Annotated in this window: 23 protein-coding genes; 7 read left to right on the top strand and 16 right to left on the bottom strand. The window is 43.1% G+C overall.

Features of this window, described 5'->3' with window-relative positions; translation table 11 throughout:
• The first annotated feature begins 16 nt into the window (after positions 1-16).
• Positions 17-343 carry a hypothetical protein gene (locus AAFX28_RS14225; protein WP_408688591.1) on the top strand — a complete coding sequence of 109 codons (327 nt, stop codon included), beginning with the start codon at positions 17-19 and terminating at the stop codon, positions 341-343.
• 118 nt (positions 344-461) lie between these two features.
• Positions 462-1,220, top strand: coding sequence for a hypothetical protein (locus AAFX28_RS14220; protein ID WP_408688590.1), 759 nt, complete (start codon positions 462-464; stop codon positions 1,218-1,220).
• Here AAFX28_RS14220 and AAFX28_RS14215 read toward each other — a convergent pair.
• From AAFX28_RS14215 to AAFX28_RS14200, 4 genes are all read right to left on the bottom strand, one after another.
• Positions 1,217-1,855: an inovirus-type Gp2 protein gene (locus tag AAFX28_RS14215; protein ID WP_408688588.1), complete on the bottom strand. Its 639-nt coding sequence runs from the start codon at positions 1,853-1,855 to the stop codon at positions 1,217-1,219. The genes AAFX28_RS14220 and AAFX28_RS14215 overlap by 4 nt on opposite strands.
• Positions 1,856-1,866: 11 nt before the next feature.
• Positions 1,867-2,049 carry an AlpA family transcriptional regulator gene (locus AAFX28_RS14210; RefSeq protein ID WP_408688587.1) on the bottom strand — a complete coding sequence of 61 codons (183 nt, stop codon included), beginning with the start codon at positions 2,047-2,049 and terminating at the stop codon, positions 1,867-1,869.
• A gap of 317 nt (positions 2,050-2,366) precedes the next feature.
• Positions 2,367-3,056: an inovirus-type Gp2 protein gene (locus AAFX28_RS14205; protein ID WP_408688585.1), complete on the bottom strand. Its 690-nt coding sequence runs from the start codon at positions 3,054-3,056 to the stop codon at positions 2,367-2,369.
• Between the two features lie 62 nt (positions 3,057-3,118).
• Positions 3,119-4,276, bottom strand: coding sequence for a hypothetical protein (locus tag AAFX28_RS14200; protein ID WP_408688583.1), 1,158 nt, complete (start codon positions 4,274-4,276; stop codon positions 3,119-3,121).
• Between the two features lie 103 nt (positions 4,277-4,379).
• Between AAFX28_RS14200 and AAFX28_RS14195 the strand changes: the two genes are divergently transcribed.
• Positions 4,380-5,093, top strand: a complete 714-nt coding sequence (locus tag AAFX28_RS14195; protein WP_408688581.1) for a hypothetical protein — start codon at positions 4,380-4,382, stop codon at positions 5,091-5,093.
• 60 nt (positions 5,094-5,153) lie between these two features.
• Here AAFX28_RS14195 and AAFX28_RS14190 read toward each other — a convergent pair whose 3' ends face one another.
• Positions 5,154-6,377 (bottom strand): tyrosine-type recombinase/integrase, encoded by a 1,224-nt coding sequence (locus AAFX28_RS14190; RefSeq protein WP_408688580.1) that lies wholly within the window; start codon positions 6,375-6,377, stop codon positions 5,154-5,156.
• Between the two features lie 654 nt (positions 6,378-7,031).
• Between AAFX28_RS14190 and AAFX28_RS14185 the strand changes: the two genes are divergently transcribed.
• The 4 genes from AAFX28_RS14185 to AAFX28_RS14170 are packed head-to-tail and all read left to right on the top strand — an operon-like array spanning position 7,032 to position 9,788.
• Positions 7,032-7,799, top strand: coding sequence for a Rha family transcriptional regulator (locus AAFX28_RS14185; protein ID WP_408688578.1), 768 nt, complete (start codon positions 7,032-7,034; stop codon positions 7,797-7,799).
• Positions 7,800-7,828: 29 nt separating this feature from the next.
• The gene (locus tag AAFX28_RS14180; protein ID WP_408688576.1) at positions 7,829-8,497 is read left to right on the top strand and encodes an HNH endonuclease; all 669 of its coding nucleotides are present in this window, start codon (positions 7,829-7,831) and stop codon (positions 8,495-8,497) included.
• Positions 8,494-8,805 carry a DUF4406 domain-containing protein gene (locus AAFX28_RS14175; RefSeq protein ID WP_408688575.1) on the top strand — a complete coding sequence of 104 codons (312 nt, stop codon included), beginning with the start codon at positions 8,494-8,496 and terminating at the stop codon, positions 8,803-8,805. The genes AAFX28_RS14180 and AAFX28_RS14175 overlap by 4 nt, the downstream gene beginning before the upstream one ends.
• Positions 8,802-9,788 (top strand): DUF968 domain-containing protein, encoded by a 987-nt coding sequence (locus AAFX28_RS14170; RefSeq protein ID WP_408688573.1) that lies wholly within the window; start codon positions 8,802-8,804, stop codon positions 9,786-9,788. The genes AAFX28_RS14175 and AAFX28_RS14170 overlap by 4 nt, the downstream gene beginning before the upstream one ends.
• A gap of 511 nt (positions 9,789-10,299) precedes the next feature.
• Here AAFX28_RS14170 and AAFX28_RS14165 read toward each other — a convergent pair.
• The 11 genes from AAFX28_RS14165 to AAFX28_RS14115 all read right to left on the bottom strand — a co-directional run bounded on the left by AAFX28_RS14165 (position 10,300) and on the right by AAFX28_RS14115 (position 23,720).
• Positions 10,300-10,440 (bottom strand): hypothetical protein, encoded by a 141-nt coding sequence (locus AAFX28_RS14165; RefSeq protein ID WP_408688571.1) that lies wholly within the window; start codon positions 10,438-10,440, stop codon positions 10,300-10,302.
• Between the two features lie 477 nt (positions 10,441-10,917).
• Positions 10,918-11,166, bottom strand: a complete 249-nt coding sequence (locus AAFX28_RS14160; protein ID WP_408688569.1) for a sigma factor-like helix-turn-helix DNA-binding protein — start codon at positions 11,164-11,166, stop codon at positions 10,918-10,920.
• Between the two features lie 95 nt (positions 11,167-11,261).
• Positions 11,262-19,136 carry a PLxRFG domain-containing protein gene (locus AAFX28_RS14155; RefSeq protein WP_408688568.1) on the bottom strand — a complete coding sequence of 2,625 codons (7,875 nt, stop codon included), beginning with the start codon at positions 19,134-19,136 and terminating at the stop codon, positions 11,262-11,264.
• 114 nt (positions 19,137-19,250) lie between these two features.
• Entirely contained in the window at positions 19,251-19,475 is a 225-nt protein-coding gene (locus tag AAFX28_RS14150) for a hypothetical protein (protein WP_408688567.1), read from the bottom strand.
• A 29-nt stretch (positions 19,476-19,504) separates the two neighbouring features.
• On the bottom strand, positions 19,505-20,149 hold the full coding sequence (locus AAFX28_RS14145; RefSeq protein WP_408688565.1) for a hypothetical protein: 645 nt from the start codon (positions 20,147-20,149) through the stop codon (positions 19,505-19,507).
• A gap of 17 nt (positions 20,150-20,166) precedes the next feature.
• Positions 20,167-20,373 carry a hypothetical protein gene (locus tag AAFX28_RS14140; protein ID WP_408688563.1) on the bottom strand — a complete coding sequence of 69 codons (207 nt, stop codon included), beginning with the start codon at positions 20,371-20,373 and terminating at the stop codon, positions 20,167-20,169.
• 89 nt (positions 20,374-20,462) lie between these two features.
• Positions 20,463-21,212, bottom strand: a complete 750-nt coding sequence (locus AAFX28_RS14135) for a hypothetical protein (protein ID WP_408688561.1) — start codon at positions 21,210-21,212, stop codon at positions 20,463-20,465.
• Positions 21,212-21,646 (bottom strand): hypothetical protein, encoded by a 435-nt coding sequence (locus AAFX28_RS14130; protein ID WP_408688559.1) that lies wholly within the window; start codon positions 21,644-21,646, stop codon positions 21,212-21,214. The genes AAFX28_RS14135 and AAFX28_RS14130 overlap by 1 nt, the downstream gene beginning before the upstream one ends.
• Positions 21,646-22,794 carry a hypothetical protein gene (locus AAFX28_RS14125; protein ID WP_408688557.1) on the bottom strand — a complete coding sequence of 383 codons (1,149 nt, stop codon included), beginning with the start codon at positions 22,792-22,794 and terminating at the stop codon, positions 21,646-21,648. The genes AAFX28_RS14130 and AAFX28_RS14125 overlap by 1 nt, the downstream gene beginning before the upstream one ends.
• A gap of 2 nt (positions 22,795-22,796) precedes the next feature.
• Positions 22,797-23,132 carry a hypothetical protein gene (locus tag AAFX28_RS14120; RefSeq protein WP_408688555.1) on the bottom strand — a complete coding sequence of 112 codons (336 nt, stop codon included), beginning with the start codon at positions 23,130-23,132 and terminating at the stop codon, positions 22,797-22,799.
• Positions 23,133-23,141: 9 nt separating this feature from the next.
• Positions 23,142-23,720, bottom strand: a complete 579-nt coding sequence (locus AAFX28_RS14115) for a hypothetical protein (protein ID WP_408688553.1) — start codon at positions 23,718-23,720, stop codon at positions 23,142-23,144.
• Positions 23,721-23,752 lie beyond the last annotated feature (32 nt).

Raw genomic sequence — 23,752 nt, 5'->3', positions numbered from 1 at the left:
TTACAGGAGATACTTCATGGACGTCATTAGCTACTCAGAACTAAACGATGAAAAACTTCGTGAACTCATATCTAAAAGACGCTCGTTCACCTTAACCGATGTTGATGGAATCAGCCGAACGGTTACTCGCCTTGAATCGCATATAGAAGGACAAGGTCTGTCGTGTCGAATCTACACGGCAGGAAGAAAAGCGGTCATGGCTTCTACATTCAGCCCTGCCGCCTTATTTGGCTTAGCATCCTCAGCGGCTATTGCTGCTCATAACCTTGCAACGAGAAACCCAGACTATGAAGTGGCGAAATACCCACTAACCAACAAGCTTGAAATCACCTTCATGAAATAACCTCATTGGGCTGTGTGGCCACCAGCCCAGTTTCACAACACCTACCGCAATATAACGCCCTGCACCACTGGGTGGGGCTTCGTGCATTCGCGGTCGATACATGAGACTGGAAGTCACTATGAAAAGCAGCCCAAACAAGCAAGCCTCGGCTCATATTGAATTGATATTGGAGCTTTACACTCTCATCCCAAGCAGCTACAAAATTACGTTAGGAGAACTTCATCAAAAGCTGCTACAACGTGGCATACATCGCTCGACCAGAACCATACAACGCTCATTGGATATCATCACTCATTACTTTGATGTAGAGAAAGATGAGCGTAGCAAGCCCTATGGCTATCGAAAGATTCTAACTGGCTCAGCTCGGCTAAAAAGCCGAGAAACAGCACTACTGCTGTTATCCATGCGTTGCTTAAACCCTATCCTGCCCAAGGAAATAAGCTCGTCATTTACTCAAAGCTATAACGATGCAGAGCATTACTACTCCAAACACCATCACAAACATAAAGAGCTTCTTTGGCTGTCACGTATTCATCTCGTGGACAATCACATATCGACAAAACAGTTGAGCATGTCAAAATCCTTTAACACAATTAACGAAGCCCTTTACCATCAAAAGCAAGTAAAACTAACCACTAGAGACGCACGCTATATGGCGACACCTGTAGGTGTAATTATTGATGACGAATGCAGTGGGGTTCTAATAAAGGAAAGTGAACCTGACTCCCCGGTTCGCTTTATAAGATTCGATACCATCGAGTCTGCTCAACGCTCAACATTTCACGCAGAGCAAAACTCTTTTTCAGCCTTTGCCCAATGGTTAGCCAATAATGGCTACAATCCACCCTCTTCACTTGACCATTTTCCGAGCCGCTAAGCCAGCTGCTTTTTACTGGCCAACCAACCCTGTTTGATACCCACCTTATGCTCACTTTTCATTGGGCCTAAGGTGGGCATTTCGGCCATGATTGAAAGAAACATAAATAGCTCCTCTATTCTCTCCCTATAGTTTTCCTCTCCTGCTTTAAGTACTTTCACCTGTTGTTGGTCAACCTTAACAAAGGCCCCGATGGCAGAGCTTGGGCACCAAGTAATTTTTTGCCAACAAAGACCAATGATTTGTTTAATCCAGGCGAAATCCGAGGGTTTAAAAGTTTCTAGGTTGAGTAAAAAAACAGCCCTGTATATTGGTCGAGTATCGGTTAGTTTTTTTGCATAGATAATCTGAACCTTACAGAAAGGTCTAAACCCGCCAAACTTGTTATGCGTTGCACTATGGATTCGTACCGCAAGAGAGTTAAAACATTGCTCGATGTTTTTTTTGCAATTAATAGGAATTGTCAATCGGACAGGTACCACAAGTAAATTTGGATGCCTATGTAAAGCATGGTCCATACTTTGTTTGATTATTGATAAGTTCTCGGTTGCAAGGCTATGCATCGTCTCGACCACAGGCAAGCCTTTAAATGAATCTTGAGTATGTGGGGTCAGTAAATGTTTCCTCCTGTTCATAACTCTCCCTCCTAAGTCTTGCGATGCTGCAGGCGTTGCATTATCCACTGGTCGATTTCTTCTTCAATCCAACTGACTGATTTAACACCTAACGTAATTTGAGTTGGGAACCTCCCTTCAGACATGAATCGATAGATGGTTGCTCGGCTTAGAGTGGTCTTTTCCATTACTTCTGGAAGTTTGATTAGTCTCATTTCACTTCTCCTGTGTGTGGGATACACAACAAGGAGTGAGTATGTAATTTAAAACACCATCAACATCTTGAGAGACAAGCTGGTTGATTAACTGGTTTAACTTCCTCATACAATTAACTGATAGAAGGAGCCCTGTAAGGGGCTCCTAGCTAGCTTATTTAGATGACTAAAAAGAAATAAGGAAGTCGTACTACGTACTCCTCTACTAAATAGATACCCCATTGGTCAATGGATGGTAACCAGCAACCAGTAAACCTAGTTGCTGGGTAAGAACTCGGGGATAACTCTTACATAAGATAGGGGTAATGAAAGTCGTTTTATTTTTTTTTGTTAGCGCAAACGCCGTGAAAAAGCACGCAAAGGCCATTCGCTTTACTCATGCCAGGAGTTGGTTGCAGCGCCAACTCACTGAGCTCGAATTTCAATTGCCTTAATCTATGCGGGTACGAATCAATGTCTCGGTTTAAAAACTGCACATTGCCATTGGGATGTGTTACTAGAGAATAGTCTGTTTTAGGGAGCTGCAGTGCCCTTGACCAGCAATACCCTATCATCCCTTTAAGTTTACTTAATCCCGTTGCTGTGTCTTTAGTCCTATTACCTGTTTTACGGATGAATAGTCTTGGGTTAACCATTAAAGTGAGCTTATAACGTTTAGTTTTAGAACCTGCTTGACCCTTCGATAAGGATTTGGCGCCGAATAAGTAAATATCTCTTGGTCCTAACTGCTGTTCTTTTATGTAACGGATGACCTGGCTTCGAAGAGAATAGAAAAAGGCCTTAATAGCTTTAGTTTGCTCAACATCGCAGTTCGATATCATCTTCACTGAAAAATGGACAGCCATCACGTTAGAAAACTTTTCATCGCAATGGTCATACAAATCAAATATCTGCTCTAGGCAAAGTTCATTCAATGCGCCTAACTCTGAGTTAACCTGTATACCATTGAACATTAACTTGGTGTATGCCTTGCTCTTATCTGAGGTTAAGGTGATAATTTTGTTCATAGTTTTGTTCCTATATAGCTTGCATTAACGTCATGCAAAGGAACAAGGAGCGATGTAAAAAACTACTGATTAGGTGTCGAATGAAAAGATGCACCTGATATGAACATATCTTTGGGCGGAGAAGAAAAAGCATCCTCCCCCCCAATACGTAGCAAAACACCGGGGCTTCCCTCTTCTAATACAAGCCCTTTATCGTTAAGCTTTTCAACAACCCTCATTGCAGCACTCATTAACAGGTCAACTAAGAATGCATAAGACCGTTCATCCACACCACCTCGGAGAGGCATATAACCCTTGATGACCTTTTCTGCTGCTCCTTTCCCACTGTGCAGCATGGCTACCATCATTTCATCAAAAACAAATTGTAGCCTTTGAATAACTCCCACGCCGTGGGATTCCAACATAAAATGACGAAAATCGTCACTAAACGGCAGCGCATCCTCACCACAAAATTCGCGTACATATGTGTCAGGGAAGCGAATAGCCACTAGCATCCCCTCATCTCGGCGGGTGTTACAAAATACTATTTGGTAGAGGCTACGAACATCAAAACAGTCACGCCGAGATAACGCTGCTGCATCAAAATCAGGAAGCTCCATTTTCACTTCGTAGATGCCAGTACATCTACCAAACAACACTTTGCCACTTACCCCTGGCGCGACTTGATACAGATATTTTTTATCTAGTAATCCAGATAATTGATTTCTCAATACCTTTGAGCCGGATACATGCCCTGTAAACTGTTCAAGCTTAGTCTGACTCATTCCATATATGCGTCCCTGCGTATCGGAGTGTAGGAGCATCACTAAGAAAATCATCACTTCTCCATCCTTCAAGCCATTAGACTGGCTTAGAGTGTTAATAAACCTTTCAACCTTCCATTTAGGTGGCTCTGTTCCGAGGATGGTTCGGTATTGAGAATAGCTCCCCTGCAACTCCAAAAGAAACTCTTTATTCAATCTAAACGATGACTTAGGTCGGCCACGTTCAAACGTACGTGACCTAATCTCAGTTACCTTGTTTTGACCTAGTAATAACTTTGTCAAAGCTTTCGAGCTTGATGGTGACAGTCGTGCTTTTTGAGAAAAACTCTCCATATCAAATCCATCAACAAAGCCCCCTCTTTCGATGAACCGCAACAAACCTAACTTCCATGTTGGCTTTATATTTTTAATCTTTGCTAGCGTAAGACCCCAAGCTATTCTATAGTTTTCTCCCATAATAACCCCGGTTAAATAATATTTTAAACAAGTTTCAAAACTTGTTTAAAATTAATACAGCGAGTATATTTTATCCAGTAGCTATTCCTAAAAAGGTGACCCGATGAATCCCAAACACACTCTGGCAAACTTTGATTGGACGCCTTTAAGTGAAGACACCACCTGGTTGAGAAAGCAAATTGCTGGAGAATACAATACACCGAGCAACGCGGAAGAATACAATACACCGAGCAACGCGGAAGAATGCCGACAGTTTCTCGAAAAGCTACACAATAGCGATAATTCCAAGAAGTTCAGAGCAACACTCAAGAACCGTTGGGCAAAAAGATGTAGGGATAGAAAAAACACAAAAAAGGGACTAGTTCTCCTGCACGAATGGTTGCCGAAAAAAGTGATGATAAAGCTTGAGTCACTAATCACATCTGGATATGAAATAACAAATAGACAGGAGGCTCTAACTCAACTAATTGAGGGCCAGTACCAAACAAATAAGGAAGTAAAACGGCAAGCTAAGTCAGATAAAGAAAGGTACACACGAGAAGGACAATGGAATGAAGTCGGTTCTAGATCATCTGAGCAAATTGCTGCACTAAAAAATCAATTGAATGAACTTACCGAGAAGTACCAAAAACTAGAAAGGTTGAGCCAAGGCTTAGAGAAAACGAATGAAGCCCTTAAATTAGAAATTAATGAATTAACCAATGGGAGTGCAAACATCGACCAGGTAAGTAGCATATCATCACAGGTTAAGATCAACATTCCAGAAGACGTACAGGCCCTAGCCGAAGTTCTCGCAAAAAATGAGGGACTAAAATAATGTCCTAGCACAAGCTTTTTCTCACGCTGAGAACCTAATATCCATATCTCAGTCTCTCCGTCAATGACTGCCGTGCGCCACAGACAAGCATCCTATCGAAGCTTTTTCAATATAGGTACTCCACCACTCCATCATTTCTCGTCGGCGTTCTAGATAATCGGTTCGGTTGTATGCTGCTCGGATTGCATTTCTTTCTTGGTGCGCGAGGGCCGCTTCAATAATGTCAGGAGCAAAGCCCTGCTCATTGAGTGTTGTGCTAGCTAGGGAGCGAAGACCATGAGCTGTAGTCCGATTTTTAAACCCGATACGTCCCAATGCTTTATTAATAGTTTCAGAGTCAATAGAACGCTTAGGAGAGCGATTTGAAGGGAACACATAAACTCGGTGGCCACTCACTGGCTGCATTCTATTTAAAATCGCAATCGTATGATCTGTTAAAGGTACGCGATGCTCTCTTTTCATCTTCATTCGTTCAGCTGGGATAATCCAAAGCCTACGCGCTAAGTCAATCTCCTCCCACTTTGCTCCAGCCGCCTCTCCAGGGCGAGCCATAGTATGTAGCTGAAACTCAATTAAGCACTTAGTCGCTAAATACATATTGGCAGTAGCAACTGTTCTCAATAATTCTGAGATTTCCTTTGGTTTGAGAGCGGCCATATGCGTTACTTCTGGCGATTCAAAAGTCTTTCCTACCCCAGCAATAACGTTGTGCTGTAATAAACCACTGTTAATCGCATAGGTCATGATCTCGTTGAGCAGTTGAACTACCCGTTTAACAGTCTCAAGCTTGCCACGTTTCACCAATGGCTTAAGAGAGTCTTGTACTAGCAGTGGCGTTATTTGATTGATAGGGACTGAGCCCAAAGATGGAAATGCATGTATCTCAAGCTTGCGCCAGTTATCATGTAACGTTTTAGGCTTGAGTCGGTTCTTAGTCTCTTTCCACTTCTCTGAGATGAAAAGTAGAGTATTTGCATGCTCTTCCAGATTTAAACGAGCTTGCTGTAAGCGTGCTTGTTTAGGGTCAATCCCATCACTGAGCATAACTCTCATTGTATGGGCTTTCTCCCTCGCTTTCTTAAGAGTTACTACGTCCAAGCTGCCCAAGCCAAGTAATGTCGGCTTGCCAGTCAGTCGGCTTCTGTAGCGGAACTCCCAGTATTTCAAGCCATTTGGTTTTACAAGTAAGTACAAGCCTCCTCCGTCGCCAATCCTGTATGGCTTTTCTTTGCCTTTAGCTTCTTTTACCCTTAATGCGGTTAGTTTGTTTAGCAAGTGCGACATGTTCACCTCCAGTGTATGACAAATCAAAAAGTACAAAATGATGCCTTTTTTAGCGTCATACACATTGCAGGTAACCGAATGAAAGTATTGAACTTATAGCAATTGCTCGAGCAAGAACCTAAAGTTCTGCACTTAATGGTTTCTAGTCGAAATCGAGTACAAAGTGTATGACTGGGCATCTGAGGTAAATTGAATCATACACACAGCCCTACACTCGAATGAGGGTCCCTGTAAGACAAGTTAAGAAGTGTGGGGATCGTAACGTGTTGTTTTTAAATGCTTTAGATATAAAAAAAGACGTCCTAGGACGTCTTTCTTCAAAAATGTGGCGGTGAGTGAGGAATCAGGATTAACCACATAACCACATGTTTTAAAAAGAATCCTAGTAAAAGCTGACTTTCTTGTGTTTCATTATGTGTTACATAATGCACGCGCCCATAAATCCATACGACAACATCAAGACAAGTCGACTCCTCAAAAAGTCCATAGGGTGACAAATAAGCATCGATTTAGACAAAATAAACATCAAATAATGCAACCACGATCTCATTAAGGAATAAAAATGTCTCGTTCGAGTTATTGAAATTTGCGAACAAAAAAGCCCCTATGTATTATTAGTCGTGCTAACAGCTAATATACAAAGGAGCTTTTCGTATGCTTAAGGATAATACACACCGCCAATTGGTTTCAAGTCAATCGAATAGCCAACCTCTTACAATGTCGCATCGCGAGATTGCTAATCTAACAAATACTCGCCCTGATAACGTAAAGCGCACCATTGACTCTCTGGCCTCTAAGAACTTAATTACTTTTACTCAAACTGAGGAAAAGCCCACATCGGGTAGACCTGGCATCGCTTACCACGTAAATGAGAAAGACAGTTACGTTGTTGTTGCTCGCTTATCCCCTGAATTCACCAAACGACTAGTAGACCGCTGGCAAGAGCTTGAAGCTCAGGTTTCTACTCCATTACCAAATTTTAGCGATCCTGCTGAAGCTGCTAGAGCTTGGGCTGCTGAGTTCGAACGTAAACAGATCGAAATACAAAGAGCAAATGAAGCAGAGTCAGAAGTAAACCGTCTTCAAGGTGTATGTAACGCTGTCACGGCTCAGTTTGCCAGTGGCATGACTCCACCAGCTTTTTGTAAGCAACTAAATGGCGTCAATATCCAACAGGTAAATAACTACCTTATCAAGATCGGTGCTCTCATCCGAACTAAGGCAGGTTTAGAACCAACTGCATACCATCGCGATCGCTACTTCAAAGTTTCTTTTAATGCGCACGGCGGTAAAAACCGCGCTGTTGTTTGCTTAACACTAAAAGGAGCTAAGTGGTTATACAGCCACTACATCAATAGAAACCTCCCTATGAAAAAAGATTGGGACAACAGAACCTCACACATTCTGTTTACTGACTCTTAATTCAAATTACATTCACAAGGTAAAGACCAATGACCAAAAAGAAAAGACAACAAATCTGGGATAAGACAGAAGGCAAATGCTTTTACTGTGGCTGCGAACTACCAGAAAAAGGCTGGCACGCCGATCACTTCCACCCAATAGTTAGAAGCATTGTTCCAGTCTTAAACGATAAAGGTAGAACAACCGGTTTCACCACAGGCAAAGAATGCGCTTATCCTGAATTGGACACAATTGAAAACCTTGTCCCATCCTGCGCACCTTGCAATCACTTCAAACATTCTTTCTCGATCGAGGGTTATCGCTACATAGTTGCAGAACAATTTAAAAACACTCTCAAGAGCTCGGCGGGGTTACGACAACTAGATCGTTTGGGATTAGTTGAACTCTCGGAAAAGCCTGTGCAGTTCTACTTTGAAAAGGTTGGCATTAAGCCCCCATGTGAATTTGAACTAATGGGAATAAGTAACGAAGCAAGAGAAATTACTTGGGAAGTAGACAACTCTGAACCTGATTACTTTTACCACTCGTTTGATAGCTTCATTTGCTCTCTTAGAAGGATTGGTCCCAAGTGGCTTGTGATAGCTATTGGATCTGGTTGGCAGGAATTTGGCCGCACAGAAATACCCAATAGTAGGAACTCCAAATATCAAGCCGCTGAATGGGCTTTACGAATTCAAAAGGAAGTAAGCACACAATGAAAATCTACATTGCAGGGCCAATCACTGGCATTGATAACTACAAAGAAAACTTTAATACCGTTGCTGACAAGCTTACCAACTTAGGCTTTCGAGTTATGAACCCAGCGATCTTACCAGAAGGTTTTGAGTGGGAAGAATACATGGCAATCTGTATTCCTATGCTTAGTTGCTGTCACGCTGTACTAATGCTCGAAGGTTGGGAAGATTCTCGCGGTGCTCGCGAAGAGTACGACAAAGCTCTTGAGTTAGGGTTAACAGTCATAACTCAACAAGAGCTTAAGGAACTTGAGCAGGGTGCCGTTGCATGATCAAGGTTAATATCGACATTGTTCCCACTTTAAAAGCGGCCATTGTGCCACTTGAGGGGATCACAGACAAACTCAAAGAGTTAATTGTTAATGGTCAGGTAGGGTTAGTGTCACCTGGTGCAAACCAGTCGACAGAAGAGCGTGAGGTTTTGCAATACGATGATGCAACACTTGTCTCTTTCTTCGCCGATCGGGACGTACAACAGTTAATTGGTCCCACTTCTCGCTATGCTGACTCTCTAGATAAATGTCAATTGGCAGATAACGGCTACTGCGATCACAACTTAAAGACTCGCAATACAGGTGAAGGTGCGATTCGACTGTGTTGGCATCACGACAATTTGGCAGATAACGACCACAAAGCCTTTAATATTGCCCGACTTAACTCAGTTCGTCATGGATTGCAGCGCGTGTCACAGCAACTTCATGGCAAACAAGTACCAATTACTGACGCTGATATTTGCTGGTGGGCTGTTCGCAACGGTGTTTCAGAGTTATTACCCCAATCGATACTCGATCGACAATTCCCAAGAATGGCAACGAGTAAACGGCTAGGAGTAACGGGAAGCAAAGATACCAACGAACGATACAACCCAGAAAGCCAACGTGAGCAGCTTGAGCGCTTAGCTAAACCAATGGTGCTCTTTTCTATAGATAACGAACCACCAGCAATGTATATGCGCAAACCTAAGCCTTTGCGTTGGCACAATGTTCAATACATTGACTTTGTACTCAAGCTAAAGTGCTGCGCTTGCGGTGAGCCAGCTGAAGTTGCTCAGCATTTGATCGGCCACGGTGAAATGAAGATGGGAGAAACTGGCAATGACTTTTTTACATTCCCTTTATGCCATGTACACGCGAAAGAGCTCGGGAACAATCCGCTTGCTTGGGAGCAGAAGCACGGTAACCAATTATTCCATATGAAAACGACTCAGAAAAAAGCTTTTGAAGTGGGCGCCGTAATGACAGGAGATACACAATGATTGTACTCGCAGTATATGCCGCATTATGCGGAACAGGCTATGTGATTTATATGAACACAGACAACACTAAAAATAAAGGCTATTCGGATTAAAGTGAGGATCGAATTAGCTCAACTAATACGTTATTAAAATGAGTAAGGGGGGTCGAACTCTCTCATATAAACACAATATCTAGTATCAATTGCAGCTGAGGCAGGCACTACATATAGGGATTACGAACATGAAAGCATACAAGCACAGCAATAAAAGAATTCAATATAGAGATAATAAAGGCAAGTTTACCACTCCATGCTTGGATGCTGAGTGCTGTCCTAATTGTAGAGCCGTTATTCTGCCAGAAGGTGTGCGTTTCAATAAGCGTTATCCCGATAAATGCCACCAGTGCGGTGCAGCCTTGGACTTTAAAATCTAGAGGGATAGAGCATTAGACAAATTAATGCTCAAATCCTCACATACGCACTTTAATCCGCATACCCAAAATAAAAAGCAGGGCTAATCCCCTGCTTTATTTTTATCCACTTTGTTTCAACTTCTCAATTACCTTAGCTAAGCGCTCCACGGTAATTGCCCTGTAAGCATCAGACAAATCATCACGCTCTAAAGCATAAACCAGATTGGTTAAGTGTTTGATCATCTTGTCTGTATCATCCATAAAAATCCCTTGATGTTATCCAATTCCCCCTAATTCATAATCGTTCCCAATACGAAAGGGGCAGAGCAACATTAAGCACTGCACCAAAAGTGCTACTGCATATCTTTGCTATCTCTCATGAGTTTCATTGATCTTCGAGACAAACATCCCCTACCTCGACAACAATATGTCAAAGAATATTAGACTGAAGAAATTAGAATATTTAACGAACGGAGTTCGTAATTTATGGACTTTAAGTTGTGTCTGTTGGGAGAGCTTTCATAATTCACCTAGCCAATAGTTTATTTATATTATTTTGTTACCTTTTATTTCTTGTGGTTATCTTAACAAGATTGTCAAACCAAGAAAAATTGCAGAATGAATAAGCGCACCCCTGAAGGGTTCAGTTTGCATTTTACCAATGAATTAATTATGAGATTCAAGTCTCATTAATGAACAAAAGAAAATTTTTCAACAGAAACCGAAACTATTAGTCCATTACTTTAAGCTCTCTAATAACCTTCGTAAAAAATAAGATTCCAACTCATCACCTTCACGCCTTCGCAACGTCACCCTAGCTCGCCGAACACTAGACTTAACTGTGTTAACAGAAATACCAAGTTGACGAGCAGCTTCATCACGACCAAAAATAAAAAAGAATAGAACTGGCAAAGCCTGTTTCTTAGTTAAGACAGGGAAAACTTTAACAGCCAATTTTAGGTATTCTTTCTTTACCAACTCATCCATAAGTGTGATTCCCTAGATAGAAACAGGAAACCAACCGACTAGCTAATTATAAACAAGTTAATAAAAATGCGCACAAATGAGAGCTAAATCACCAATCAAAAGAAGTCATATTCATTTATAAGCGACTGATACTTATCATTAATACGAAGCCCTGAATTCGTCTTCTTCAAGTTATTCAACCTTGCTTTAATGGAACGCTTGATCGAATCATTAGTAATTGGGTTCATTCGACCATACTTACTTTTATTCCATTTCTGAATTTTCTCCATAACTTCTTTCATTGCGTTCTTATCGCCCAGACGATAGGCCGTGTAGTACCCATTAACCAATTGAGAGCGACGCTTAGTTAAGTGCACTTCATAGTTCTTAATTGCACTATTCTCATCATATTGAATGTTTGCACGACCAGAAGAGAAACCAAGGGCTTGAGCAGCAAGTTCTGCAGCTGACATATCACCGATAACTTGTGCACCAGAGCGGGTATATACCCCCTCTTCGTTAATGTATCGCGCCATTTTAAGCATATCCTTAACTACCTTAGGCGACATTTGCTCAGCGCTTCGGATCCCGAAGTCATCACCAATATCACTTAAGCCTCGTGCAAAGCTAAATCCTATGCCACCCAATACAGGACCAAGACCTTGCTTGATGTATTCAAGGTAGCGCTGATCTGTATCTATATCGCGATCAATTGAACGCACCCACAAATCATTAAGAGAAATTCGACCAGAAATAGAAGGCAGTGATCCATACCAGAGCAAGGCGGCATTCTCATTACCCACGGCTTGAGACAACATTGACTTAAGCTCTACTTCAGCGCTCCATGGTTCGTCGTCATCACCAAAGGCTGCTTGAGCTGCATCTACAGCGATCGTTAGTGCACTTAATGGCAACGCACCTAAACCACCAATACCAAATGTCATTGCCAGCGTAGACAGCAACTGCTTACGAGCTTGCGATTTAACTTCTGGGCTTTCACCCTTTAATGACTTGGCTAAGTTTGACCATAAGTAGTACGTCATGTTTTGCGAGTATTGCTTAAATTGCAGCGCAACCGCGGCTAAGTCTGATTGCATAAACCTAGCACGGTTAGTTGATGTGTAATCGAAGTGACTTTCCCAAGTGTCTTTTATTGCCTCATCAACTGCCTTCTGGTGATCCCCATATTTTTCCTTGGCCAATCGATACGCCGACATAAAGGTAACTTCACGGTTGAATACTTCAGCATTGTGGAATGACCAGCCGATCACATTCATTGCTTTGTTCCACGCGCCCGAATACTTTGCGTTCGGGTTCTCTGCTAAGCCGGCTAGGTCTGCTGCTTGAGTTGTATCAATCACACCTTGCTTAACCGCCTGGCGAAACGCATCCAATTCTTGACCACTTAAATGGTTTCCCATCACGCCATAACCACGCTTACGCTCACTACCCGTTAGCGCCTTTGAAGCCGCTTTCAGGAACTCTTTCGAAGTGTTAGCCATAACTGCACTTGATTTAGCAAATCCATGCTTAGAGCCAAGTACGGGGATTGCTACTTGAAGGTTTTGCGTTAAGTTCACTAGCGCCGCCGCTGGAGTTAAACCCAGCAACCAACTAAAACCAATTGAAGTAAGTTTTTGTGCCCATGCGCTACGATGAGGATTGCGAACCCATTCGTGACGCTTATCCATTTCTTCAGTAATACGGCTTATCTCCGCGTTGTCAGTTGCGGTATCAGAGTACTTCTTGATGTTGACCAAGTGGTTATCAAGAATGTCCATATGATCAAGCCTTGCTTGCTGGCGCGACTGCTTGAAACCATTGTCGGCAAGCACACGTATTGCGTCGTTACTAAAGCCTTCTACCCCTTTACGGTGAATAAAGTTTCTACGTAGCGATCGACCGGGCAACGTACGCAAGTACATTTGATAAACCTGATCCGATAGCGTATCTGCATTGTGCTGATTCATCTTACTACTACGGATCAGATTCATTACATCAGCAACAAACGGTAATGATACTTGCTGACCTTCATTACCCTGCGCTTTCATGCCTGACTTAACTTCAAAACCCGCATCACGCAGCTTATCTCGCGCCGCTTCCATTTCCGATTTCGATTCAAACATCATGTATTGACGTTCGCCATTCTTGTCAGCAAAGTCTATCCAGTAATCACCAAAGCGAGATAGTGGGAAATACAGTCCTTTAGCACGAACCTCTTGGCGCTGACGAAGCTTAGCCAGCATTTCTTTACGGATCTTCTGATCTTCTACAGCGCGATTAATATTCTCTTCCAATGATTTATCAAAGCGCTCACCTTGTTTCGTGTAGTAGTCTCGCATTTCACGGAACTTGGCTTTTTGCTCTTTAGTAAGTCGACCCCATACCGGCTTAAGCCTTACGTGCTCTTTCTGTCGGTTTGGTTCTTGTTTGAGGATTTGTCGAAGCTCTTTGAGCTCTTCAAAGATAGCCGAACCACGCTCAGAGTTATGACCACCATATTCCTTATAGGCACGCTCAAGTCGTTCAATCTCTTGCTTGAGGTCTTCCGTGCGAGATTCAAACGGCTTGCTTGGGTCCACATCAGCAAGTGTCGCATCGTGCGCAAACTCAAACAGCTGATCCGCGGCTTTGCGATTCTTTTTTGCCCACTTGGATAGATCATCTGAAATAGTAGCAGCCTCTTCCGCTAACGTATTTTGAGTGGAAACCATAGAGTTAACCTCTTGCTGGTAACCATCAATCATTTTTTCTAAATCTTTATCGATGAAACCAGCGACTTCACCAATTTGTCTCAAAGTAAGCATTGCATACTTGTTTCGCCCAAGAGCCTCAATAGGTGCAAAGCCACCGATCGCCGACTTAATACGTTTTACTAAATCGGTTTGTTTGGTATTAAGCACCTGATCAACACTTGGTTGAACATCAAGTGAGTAGTTAACGCGTCCCTTTTTGCTACCTGGTGGATTACTTGGTGGAGGATTATTTAACGATGTACGAATATTGGTTAATAGCTCGAGTAAATCTGATTTACCATACTTAGCTAATGATTCGAAACCGTGGCGGCGTAACCAGTTTTTCAGTTTCAGAATCAAACGATCAAGTGCACTTGAAACGCGTTTGCTTTCAGCAACATGCGCAAGCAGTTCATCAAATAAAATGTAATCCGATTGTTCTGTAGAGATTTCATTATTCGCTACCGCTCGATCGGTGACATTAATGTAAGCCCCTAAATCAACATTCATCTTACGCGCTAAACTAAGAACCCCACTCTTACCGCCAAGCAGGTTACGAATGTTAGCAAGCTCTTTATTGATCTCATCACCAAATAAACTGCGTAGACCGTGGTGACCGACAAGCTCATGGAATATAAAACGCTCCGCATGTTCTTTAGTTGGTATCTTCGGTGCGATTAAATAGACACGCTCACTATGAGGATCATACAAACCATTGACCTTGCCTTCGACTCCATCATTCATAATTTGATAGCGAATATGGTTAGGTAAATCTTGTTCTGAGCCCACAACTTCTACCAGTTTTTCCGCGTGTGCTAAATCAGGTGAACCTTTAAAGATACTTTTAACAAACTCTTTTACTTGCTTGGTTGTTGGGTCGCTGTCAATTTGAGAGGTTTGTGAAGCATCTAATCTGTATAAAGTAACGTTACCATCGGAACCCGCGTCCTCTTTAATCGACTTGGCAAATTCAGAGTAAGCCTCAGAGATCCCACGCTCCATTTCTTTTGCGGTTGGGTATGGGTAATCTTCCTGATTGTCGTGAGGTAACACATTCGCTAGATAGTCATTAGTAATACCATTGTGAGAGTTTTGCTCAATTACCCACGTTTCAAAGGCACGGGCCACCAGCTCAACATCAGTATTCCAATAGCCTTTCGAACGTAACTCATCGCGCTTACCCGAACGTTCAGGTAACTTAGAGTCATGGATCGCCTTCTTAATGTTGTCCCACTTCTCGGCCATTTCTGGTCTAACACCCTCAACAGTGCTAGCACTCTTGCGACCTGAAACATTTATTCCATTACCAAAATGATAATCCAACGCATGGAACCATTCGTGAGCCAAAGAACCTTTACCATGGACCTTTGTTAAGTTAATGACGAATGTACCTGGTTCAAAATGCGCAGCTGCGCTACTACGACCACCTTGGCCACGCGCACCAAATGCTAAACCTAACTTGCCACCCAGTGATATTGCTCGAGTGGTCACCCCCATCAGATTAGCCAAATCCACCAGCGAGTCATAAGCATTATTTAGATCTTGCTGACGGCGCTTACCTTCTACCCAGTTACCAAATTGGACCCCACGGAAACCAAATGCTTTCGAAAAGTCTTCTGGAGTAACATCACCTTCACGTTCAACAATTCCATCCCTTGGGCGATTGGTGTCTGCTCTCACTTGCTGGCGAGCTTCATTACGTCTTGTGATCACTTCGTCTTCAAGTGCGATCTGGTTTTCTGCCATGTATTCGCGAGCTTGTTTAGTGCTGTCAAAGCCTGACTTAATCTCTACAACTCGTGACCCTACTTTTACACCAATGAATACTTCACCTGTAAAACGCTTAACGTACACGCCCATATCAACACGTTTTTTCGGTGTGCTGGTTGTGGACTGCTGCTGGTTATTGTTGAGCAACTGAAGCGCTTTATCGTTAAGTTCTTCCATCGTTTTCGCTTCGACTGACTCACGGCCATACGACTTTTTACGCTTAAAGGTGTAGTTCTTGGAAATGTTGTAATAGTTGGCTTCAAAGTTCCCAAGCGTTTCAATCTGTTCGATCGTGAGATCGTCAGCGATTGATTGAAGCAATTGCCCCATGGTTGATTTATGGAAAGGGGAATCATCTAAACGCGGATCATTGTCCATCGCTAGTTTTAATACCGAACGAGTAGAGTCCACTGCCTGTACCCAACGATCAAGGCGATAAGTCTTACGAGGCTTAGAAGGAATTGCACCGCGCAGTACTGCAACCATCGCAAGGTTAAAGTTCGATACGCCTTCTTTAGACAGCTTCTTATAGTTCGGCTTAGGCAGCAACTTAGACAGAGGCTCTGACTTCATTTCCTCTTGAGTGAAGTCTTTGTTCAGACTATCGCCAAACGCACCCCATGTATGCTTACGGGCGCCATGAAGTGTTTCACCAAAATCTTCAATCTTATTGTTCGCCTGATCATTGTTTGATGTTTGGTTGGTTGGTTCTTTATCTATAGAGCTATCGGCTTCTTGCTGAGAATCATCGACTTCAGAGGCGCGTTCCTTCGCTACTTCTGGTGAATAGTTCGTTTCACTCTCTTGGTCCGTTTGCTGATCGGCATTAGCTGGTGGCGCTTCTTGCACTGGTTCAGGATCAGGCTGAACGTTAGACTCTGATTCATTACTAACCTCGTTCTGTTGCCTATGAGCACGTAGACGCTCATTCATTGAAGCTGTTTTACCAATAAACTTGTTGGCAAGGGTTCGGACACCATTTGATAGCTGGCGTTTTACCTCAGGTAAACTGACTTCTTGACCATCGATTTCAAGTACAGTGCCTTGAGATTCATCAACAATCTTATTCACTTCATTCATCGTAGAAGTGATCAGGTTTTCTTTAAATTCTGCGGCTTCAGCTGACTCCATCTTATCCGCGAACAAAGCTTCTGCTGACTGTCGTCTTGCTACGTTTTCAGGCTTATTGGCCTCGATACGAGCTTGCTCCTTGGCTTCTTGCTCATAAGCTTGTAAACGTTTCTCGTTTTGCTGGAACTCTTTCAATACAGCATTGGTATCAAAACCCTTAGCTCGTTGAATGCGGCGCTTAAGACGCTTACTCATCCCTTTCGTTTTTTGCATCATTGACGCTAAATCTTTGATCGGCTTCTTGCCTTCTTCGCGAAGCTTCATTGACGCTGGGCGATCAGAAAAATTAGACACTCGCTCAGGTGGTAAATGATTCAATAAATCATCATTAACTGGATTACCTGGTTCATCCAATTGGTTTTTGGCCATATCATAGTCACGGCGAGACTCTATGCTTTGTTGATTAAGCTCAATGTCTTGGTTCGCTAGTTTTTCATGCACCGCATGAGCTTGCTGTGTTGGTCCCTCACTTGGAGTAATAGCCTCCACTCTTGGTTTATCATCGAGGTAATCAAGTTTATCACGTAGTGCAATACCTTGCTCTTCACGAATGCGCTGTGCCGTTTCGGTTGGTTGATAATCTTCTTCAAGTCCATATTGACTGCGGATCTCTGAATCCATTTGAGCTTGCTCAAGCTCTGCTTTAAGTTGTTTGGACGATTCAGTGTCCACTAGAGATTGTTCGGCTAGAGGTAACTCATTCTCTGATGCTGGTTGATCAAGTGCTGCGATTGCAGATTCTTTGTCAGCGACAACACCATTGTCTTGATAAATAGAAAGTCGCTGGCGAATCTTCTGCTGCACATCCGGTGAGACACGGTTAGCAGCAACACGGCGATCCACGTTCGTTTGAAGTGGATCTATATCCATTTGTTTCGCTTGCTCTGCCAATGAAAGCAATTCATCTTCTAATTGCTGTGCGTAGTCTGGAACGTTATCAATTGCAGGATCAGAAAGTTCTTGAACAATTTCCTGATAACGCTCTGGGTTGTACGCTTGCGCCAACTCCAAAGTATCTTGTTCTGCATTTCGTTCAGGTAAAACCCCACGCTCTTGAAGAGACAAACGACTTGCCTGACGTTTAGCAGAAAGTGCATTCTCAATCTGTCGCTCTTTGGAGCCTTCTAATGCAGCACTTGCTGCACTGTTTGAATCATCAAGACGGTTAAGCTCAGTATCAAGAGATGTGTTGCCAGTGATCGGTTCTTCAATCGCTCGTTGTTCAGGAGTGCGTTGTTCCACAGGTTCTTCTTGGTGGACCACTTCCGGGCTAGATAATTCGGCTGGTGGCTCAATTGCTTTAGACTTGCGACCGTTCTTGTACCCTTCCACGGTGCCTGTTGTACCACCCAACATACCGCCAATCACACCTTCATTAAGCGCACCAGAAACCACCCCATCCATCACATCATGTTCTGGGTTAACGAAATCACGATAGATTTCATTTGAGACATAGGCCTCTACACCACCCTGCCCACTTTCTTGCACCCCTTCGATCGTCGCACCTTTCACAAGGCCTGTCTTAGCCGTTTTACCTGGCTGGAATAGGTTGTTCGTAATACCTAAGCCACGACCACCAACCGCACCAGCTAAACCACCGATAGTATTAACAGCGGTAATTTTGGGATCGTAGTAAGCGCGATCAGCTGCTGCTTCTGCCAATGCTTCACGAGCGGCTAATCCCACTTCTTGATCGCTTAACTGTTGGTTCTCAGGGTCTTCACGCATCTTCCAGAACATATCGGAAAACGCCGGGCTATTTTGCAACTCAGTAAACGATAAGTTTTTGAATTTCTCACGCTCATTGTTAGCAATCATACCGTTGCCTACCGTCACACTGATCGCAGCATTAGCCACGAAGTCGCGAGCCTTGCCTTTAAAACCGAGCTTTGACGCTTCTTTTTTGGCTGCTTCCTGCAGCGCTTTCTTACCTGTTGCTGTCGTGAGTAAACGAGCACCACCCTTAGCGATCATGCCACCAGCACCACCCGTACCAATGAAACTACCGACTGTACCAATCCCCTGACCTAAGTAGTTCAACCAAGTCGCTGCATTTGTAGCCCCTTCACCAAGAGTAAGTTTACCGTTTTCATCTTCAGTAAAGATTTCTTGTGTTAGTGCGTTTTGCCCCGCTTCGGACATTTCAGAAATTTGCTTATCCGCTTGGGTATTTAACCAATCTCGAATACCACCACCAAAGCCAGTTAGCTGATCAACCGTTTCAAACGTGCCGGCCATACCTTGATAAAGGCCACGCTGAACGCTATCAACAAAATCACCAACCATGCCTTGAGTATCAACCGAGTCGTCAGGCGCTGTGCCAAAGTTTAAGTTGCGTATTGGGCTTCGATACATTTTGAGTTCCTCAGAAACTAAAAAGCCCGCACAAATGGCGGGCATAAAAAAACCGACTCAAAAGAGTCGGCTATGTTCATTATTGGGAATTATCGCGCAAATTTGGTTAGATCGTCAATTATAGTCACGCTCTAGCTCTTTGGATTTCTGATACTCTTCAATTTTCACTTGTACCACCAAATCCTCTTCACTCTTTAGTAGTTCACTAATATCAAAGTCACGATCAACTTTAACCTTTAACTCTTCGATTCTTCGATTCCTTTTTTCCAGTAATTTCTGTTTTCGACGGGATTCCCAAATACAAACAAGAATCACCAATCCTACTATCCATGTGATCATTGACACCTCGACTTCAAATTAAGAACAACTTAACCTCTAGGTAAAAACCTACGCCCAAAGAAGTTGTCATCTTTTGCAGCATATAACGTAGATTGCAGCCCAGAGGCCAACTGCTCAGTGGTTAGCGCATCACTACAATAAGTCACTATAGCAGCTCCATAAAGTCCACCATTTGAAGAGACAAGGGGGTTCCCTACAGTTGCGCAATTCATATCCGATTTTGTTTTTAACTCTAAAACATAATTGGCCTTGTAATAACAATCGTGCATCAGAACTTCAGAACCAAGAGCTTCGAGCTCGCACATACTTGTAATATCATCCAAAGGACTTACAACTTCAAACTTATCATCTTCAGAGTATTTCGAGATCAAAAATTGCCTAACATGCTCATACCACGCGTAAGGAGCATGTTCTCTGGGTGGGAGGCTTGTTCTATCTTTATAAACTGTAAGAGATATTTGAGGTTCAGGAAGGTCATCGTAAAATACCATAATGTCTTGGGTACTCGGAACATCTAGACCTTGCAACTCTGCCAATTTCAACCTTTCGAGATACCTCTCATTACTCACTTTAACTCCATTCGGTAAGGTTATTGCTACTTTTTCTGCTTGTGTAGAAGTAGTTTGGCAACCTAAAAGACTAAATATCAGAGCCATTACTATTGAAAACCGCATTGTTTAAAATCCTTTTCCTACTGAAACATTAAAATAATTGTGAGCTCTGCGTTGTGGTACATCTCACTAACTAAAGGCCAGCCACCACCCGTTTGTTCTATAAGTGCATTGTAGTAGGGGCTGAGTTGATTACGTATTGCACCAAACCAAAACAGAGCGACAAATACGCCAACGCTAAAGAGAATAGGATCTTGAAGGTACTTATAAAGTAGTTTCCTAAACATGGTGTGCATCCTTGGTCATAACCTGACACCAAGTTTAGGAGGAAGAGAAGTGGTAGGTCTATTGTTTTGATCAAATAAACAACAAATAGTTAAAAAGGTCGTACATTTCCTGATAGCTGCAACTGTTCCATATCCGCGGTTTGCTGACCTGTAGACGGCTTGAGTCTCATCGATTTTAGAATGCCACTCAACGGACCTGAACGTTCCAAATATTCAGTTTCGGCAGTAGAGCGATTGCTAACTGTGCTGCTGTCATTCTTAACAGGAATGACAAAATCATCTGTCATATTGGTTGCCGTCTGATCCGGTTCCGGTTCTGGTGTCGGCTGTTCAAACTGAGTAAGAAAGCCTTTCGCACTAGAATGAAAAGAACTAAACAACGGACTCAGCTCAACCATATCAGGGTTATTTTCAACCAACTCATCAAGTCGAGCGTAAAGAGGCGCAGCTGCTGAGAGTTTCTGCTCTGGAGTCATCATTGAATCTGTAGAGATCTTATCAATACTTTCTAAATACTTTGCACCTTGATTTTCAAAGCTCTTAACTCTATTCGCTAACAAAGTATTGCTTCGATTTCCGCTCTTATTCGATTGGTTACGAAGCTTGGCCAATGCTAAATCGTGCTCACGCCCAGCTTCCAAATCAGCTTCCTTATCAGCCCGGACCTTCGCATAATGTGCATCACGATCAGCACGTTCGTCGGCAAGACGAGTTTGATATTTCTCATCTTCAGCTTGCTCTTGGCGAAGGCGCTCTTGATCTTCGATACTTTGCCTAGCGTTTTCTCGAACACCTTGGCCACCGCCGCGAAGCATACCACCTAAGATTCCTACTGCCATTACATATCTCCTTGTGATGGTTGAGGCGCTTCTTGTTGCATACCTTGATTCACCATTTGCATGAACTGCTCATATTTAGCGCGTTCTTCTGGTGAGATAGCTTCCTGTGCCATGGCTAAGAAAGACTCCATAGCCACAGAGAAAACCTGAGCCATAATCGCCTCTAGCTCTTGTGGTTTTAAAGAAAACTGACTAAGTGCTTCTTTAGCAATATCCACAGCACTTTGGAGAACAACTTGTGCTGGTACCTGCTTTTTATTCGCTTTAGCTTCTTCTAGTGTAGCGAGCATAGCATTAGCTAAAATTAACCCCAAACTAGCTGGAATGTTTTTCGGGTCTACCTGAGCACCAGATTTTTGAATGCTCTTTTGCATGATGCCATTAAACACTTGTTGCATTTTGGCCTGACCATCTTGCTTCATTCTATTTAACATTATCGCTTAAACCCCATTCCATAATTTGAATTAAACTCGTCACCATCAACCCATGTAAAATCGGGCAACATTGGACCTTGATTTACGAGCTCTGCCGCCGGCGTTGGTTCAGGCAGCATTCCCGCTAAAACCCCTTTGTTTCTATCTCGATTTCTATCACGATTGAAGTTATGAGATTGACTATCTGATAGTAGGTTGTTCTCTTCCAGATACTTTTTGTTGTTATTGATGTAATTATTGAGCCCAACAATATCATCCGCAACACCAATTACAGCCCCAGCGACAGGATTTAATACTGCAGGGGCAATATCTTTAATGACTCCTACATCATTCATAGAACCTAAAAGAGCACCGGCTTGAGCTGCCCCGCCAATGTTTTGAATTATGTCACCTCCACTCATTGCCGATTTAGCTTGCTCTTTTAGATTTTGTTCATAGTCAGTATCACTATCAAACAAACTACTTACCCATCCAATGGCTTCTGATGCTATCTTCCCAGTTGGTCCCAAAGGAGAAGAAACGAAATCACGAGCTATTTCCATTTGCTTTTCTTCTATTGCGTCGCCTGTCAAACGAGCAATGTTTTCGTCACTGGTGTTCTCGTTAATAGCTTCACCAGAATACGCATTTTCTTTGTTATAAATACCTGCCTTAGCTTCTGATTCCGTAGGCTCCCTGAAATGAATAGAACTATATTCAGTAGGATTTTGGCTGCGCTCATAAGCTTCGTTTTCTTCAGGATTACTGGCACTTCTCATGCCAGCCAGCACACCACGCCCACCGACTGGAGATATAGACGAAGCATTCAAACCATACGTGCTCATTCCACCCATTGGAGAGAAACCACTTCGTTCATTCTCGGCTTCAGCTTTCTTTTCCGCTTCAGCTTCTGCTTTTTTCTGTTCAGCACGCGCCTTACGCTCTGCTTTTTCTCTAGCCTCTCTTTCAGCCTTCTCTTTAGCAGCCTTAGCTCGCTTTATTTGCTCTTGACGTTCTCGCTCTTCACGCTGTCGTGTAGAATATGAGGACTCTCGCTTCTTGCGATCATGGTCATTTCTATCTCTGTGACGATCTCGCCCAATAGAATTATCAAAGTCACGCTTACTTTGTCCGTAAGAGGACGCCCCACCCATTGGAGAAAAACCCATAATTAACCTCGCATACGCTGAAGAACGCCATTCGACAACTTACCGCCACCAGCAAGAGAATCACGCGTCGCTCCCATTGAATAATCCAAAGGAGCAAGATTACTTTCAACCCATTGATTGCGATCATCCTTTTGCTCTTGAAGATGGTCGTTAAACTGCAGGCGCTGATTTTGCTCCAGCTCCATACGCTCGAGTGTGTTTTGGTGTTGGCGGTCTTCAAGTTCTGATTTCACCAGGTAGTCACCAGCCGACTCTGCGACAGACCCCATAACCTGCATTCCTTGATCACTAGTTAGCCAATCCATGGCTTTACCGAAAGATTCTGTAAAGTTAAACATACTCACCCCTTACGTCAGTAGATCTGCAAAATCAGACCAGTCTTTTTCTGTAGTAGCTAACCCACCATATAGCTGTTTCATTTGGTTAAGTTGTTGCTGCTGCTTAGCGTAGAGATCTTTAATTGCATTAGCCTTCTCAGCTGCTGGGATCTCTGCTGATTGAATATCTTTATAGGCATCAAAGAAACTGGTTTGAAGTTCTTTGGCTGCGTTTAAATATTCGCCAACCGTGTTAGCTCGAACTGAGTCTTCCTGCATCTTAATGTCATGCTGACGGCCTAACTCATTCTCGCTTGATGTAAAACGTTGCTGTACGTTCTGCTGAGCCATTGGTAAAGCCGCATCAACCATTGCACGCTGAGCCGCCTCTGCACCAAGTGTTGAGTTTTGCATACCTCGACTTGCTGCGATTTCGTTACCTTTTGATTTCGCTGATCGCATTGCTAACGAGTTTTGGCTAGTAATGTTTGCAACTTCATCAGCCACATTAAGAGGATCAGGCGTCTTATTGGCTTGTGTTTGAACCGGCTGGTCGGCGGTCGTCGCCCCACCCGGAATACCTGAAGACATTGAACTTAAGATAGACATACATACCCCTTTTTAGGCACAAAAAAACCGCT

The organism is Vibrio sp. TBV020 (assembly GCF_046056895.1).
Lineage (GTDB): Bacteria > Pseudomonadota > Gammaproteobacteria > Enterobacterales > Vibrionaceae > Vibrio.
The sequence above is the reverse complement of the archived record's forward strand: the minus strand, read 5'-3'. Positions and strand labels throughout refer to the sequence as shown.

Bases quoted from the DNA above. Each gene is read 5' to 3' on its own strand.
- AAFX28_RS14155 (WP_408688568.1), bottom strand. From the start codon at position 19,136: ATGTATCGAAGCCCAATACGCAACTTAAACTTTGGCACAGCGCCTGAC.
- AAFX28_RS14145 (WP_408688565.1), bottom strand. From the start codon at position 20,149: ATGCGGTTTTCAATAGTAATGGCTCTGATATTTAGTCTTTTAGGTTGC.
- AAFX28_RS14225 (WP_408688591.1), top strand. From the start codon at position 17: ATGGACGTCATTAGCTACTCAGAACTAAACGATGAAAAACTTCGTGAA.
- AAFX28_RS14210 (WP_408688587.1), bottom strand. From the start codon at position 2,049: ATGAGACTAATCAAACTTCCAGAAGTAATGGAAAAGACCACTCTAAGC.
- AAFX28_RS14125 (WP_408688557.1), bottom strand. From the start codon at position 22,794: ATGGGTTTTTCTCCAATGGGTGGGGCGTCCTCTTACGGACAAAGTAAG.
- AAFX28_RS14185 (WP_408688578.1), top strand. From the start codon at position 7,032: ATGCTTAAGGATAATACACACCGCCAATTGGTTTCAAGTCAATCGAAT.
- AAFX28_RS14220 (WP_408688590.1), top strand. From the start codon at position 462: ATGAAAAGCAGCCCAAACAAGCAAGCCTCGGCTCATATTGAATTGATA.
- AAFX28_RS14135 (WP_408688561.1), bottom strand. From the start codon at position 21,212: ATGGCAGTAGGAATCTTAGGTGGTATGCTTCGCGGCGGTGGCCAAGGT.
- AAFX28_RS14160 (WP_408688569.1), bottom strand. From the start codon at position 11,166: ATGGATGAGTTGGTAAAGAAAGAATACCTAAAATTGGCTGTTAAAGTT.
- AAFX28_RS14170 (WP_408688573.1), top strand. From the start codon at position 8,802: ATGATCAAGGTTAATATCGACATTGTTCCCACTTTAAAAGCGGCCATT.
- AAFX28_RS14115 (WP_408688553.1), bottom strand. From the start codon at position 23,720: ATGTCTATCTTAAGTTCAATGTCTTCAGGTATTCCGGGTGGGGCGACG.
- AAFX28_RS14215 (WP_408688588.1), bottom strand. From the start codon at position 1,855: ATGAACAGGAGGAAACATTTACTGACCCCACATACTCAAGATTCATTT.
- AAFX28_RS14120 (WP_408688555.1), bottom strand. From the start codon at position 23,132: ATGTTTAACTTTACAGAATCTTTCGGTAAAGCCATGGATTGGCTAACT.
- AAFX28_RS14140 (WP_408688563.1), bottom strand. From the start codon at position 20,373: ATGTTTAGGAAACTACTTTATAAGTACCTTCAAGATCCTATTCTCTTT.
- AAFX28_RS14180 (WP_408688576.1), top strand. From the start codon at position 7,829: ATGACCAAAAAGAAAAGACAACAAATCTGGGATAAGACAGAAGGCAAA.
- AAFX28_RS14200 (WP_408688583.1), bottom strand. From the start codon at position 4,276: ATGGGAGAAAACTATAGAATAGCTTGGGGTCTTACGCTAGCAAAGATT.
- AAFX28_RS14165 (WP_408688571.1), bottom strand. From the start codon at position 10,440: ATGGATGATACAGACAAGATGATCAAACACTTAACCAATCTGGTTTAT.
- AAFX28_RS14195 (WP_408688581.1), top strand. From the start codon at position 4,380: ATGAATCCCAAACACACTCTGGCAAACTTTGATTGGACGCCTTTAAGT.
- AAFX28_RS14190 (WP_408688580.1), bottom strand. From the start codon at position 6,377: ATGTCGCACTTGCTAAACAAACTAACCGCATTAAGGGTAAAAGAAGCT.
- AAFX28_RS14150 (WP_408688567.1), bottom strand. From the start codon at position 19,475: ATGATCACATGGATAGTAGGATTGGTGATTCTTGTTTGTATTTGGGAA.
- AAFX28_RS14130 (WP_408688559.1), bottom strand. From the start codon at position 21,646: ATGTTAAATAGAATGAAGCAAGATGGTCAGGCCAAAATGCAACAAGTG.
- AAFX28_RS14175 (WP_408688575.1), top strand. From the start codon at position 8,494: ATGAAAATCTACATTGCAGGGCCAATCACTGGCATTGATAACTACAAA.
- AAFX28_RS14205 (WP_408688585.1), bottom strand. From the start codon at position 3,056: ATGAACAAAATTATCACCTTAACCTCAGATAAGAGCAAGGCATACACC.